Origin of the sequence: Shewanella salipaludis (assembly GCF_012911865.1) — a bacterium.
Classification (GTDB): Bacteria; Pseudomonadota; Gammaproteobacteria; order Enterobacterales; family Shewanellaceae; genus Shewanella; species Shewanella salipaludis.
In genome coordinates this window covers 1-1,247 of the sequence record NZ_JAAXYH010000033.1, presented here as the reverse complement: position 1 = coordinate 1,247, position 1,247 = coordinate 1, and the positions used below count along the sequence as shown (strand labels likewise).

The 1,247-nt window shown below is 50.8% G+C and carries 1 protein-coding gene; it reads left to right on the top strand.

Annotated features, from left to right (window positions below):
* The first annotated feature begins 99 nt into the window (after nucleotides 1-99).
* Nucleotides 100-1,224, top strand: coding sequence for an ISAs1 family transposase (locus HC757_RS18860; protein WP_169565980.1), 1,125 nt, complete (start codon nucleotides 100-102; stop codon nucleotides 1,222-1,224).
* Nucleotides 1,225-1,247 lie beyond the last annotated feature (23 nt).

Below are 1,247 nucleotides of genomic sequence, written 5' to 3'. Positions count from 1 at the left end.
CAGGGCAAGATCATGAACGTTTTTTTGCCTACCCTCTAAACAGTATTGACCCACGGAGTCCTCTGTGATCTTATGTCTCCTTTTTTTTGGGGCATGAGCATGAATATCGACATTATTAAGCAGCATTTCAACATCATCCAGGATGAGCGACAGAGCGCAAAAGTTGACTATCCTCTGTTCGATATTCTATTTGGTGCCATCTGTGCTGTCATTGCGGGAGGTCGCGGCTGGACTGACATCCGTGAGTATGTCCTCGGCCATCATCATTGGTTTCTCAAGCAAAAATTGTTTGAGAATGGCGTGCCTGTTGATGACACCTTTGCCCGCCTGCTTGCCGCTATCGATCCAAAAGCCTTTCGCGAGTGTTTTCTCACTTGGATGAAAGCAGTACATCGTCTGACCGAGGGGGAAGTTGTGGCCATTGACGGCAAAACGCTACGGGGTTCCTATAACCGTGACGACCGATATAGCACCATTCATATGATCAGTGCCTATGCTTCGGCCAACCAGCTGGTGTTGGGACAATTGAAAACCGACTGCAAGAGCAATGAAATCACCGCTATCCCGGCACTTATTCAGATGCTCGATCTCCGTGGCGCCTTGGTCACCATTGATGCCATGGCCTGTCAGACCAAAATTGCGAAAGCCATCATCAGCCAAGGCGGTGATTACTTGCTGGCCGTCAAGGGCAATCAAGGCAAACTGGCGAAAGCCGTCAGGACGGCGTTCGAGTCGTATCGCCAGGCGCCAATAGACCACACGAAATGGCAGGCCGAGCAGCACCACGGACGAGTCGAATCACGCACCTGTCATGTCCTTAGCGCCAAGCAACTGGAGGGGAATTTCTCTGCCTGGAAAGGGCTCAACACTTTGATCATGGTGGAAAACTTCCGCGCCGAAAAGGGCAAGGTCGCGAACATTGAATACCGCTACTACATCAGTTCCAAAGATCTGAGTGCCGAACAAGCCGGTCAGGCCATCAGAGCCCATTGGGGTATCGAGTCCATGCACTGGATCCTGGATGTAAGTTTGCAGGAGGACGCCTGTCAAATCTATCGGGAAAATGCAGCAGAAAATTTGGCTGGTCTTCGTCACATGGCACTTAACATGTTGCGCGCCGAAACAACCAAGATCAGCGTGCCGATGAAGCAGAAACGCTGCATGATGAAAACCGACTTTCTGGAACGCGTGTTATTAGCCGGTTTTGCCTCTATGGCCAATTAATGCACACTCATGCGGATGCCCTG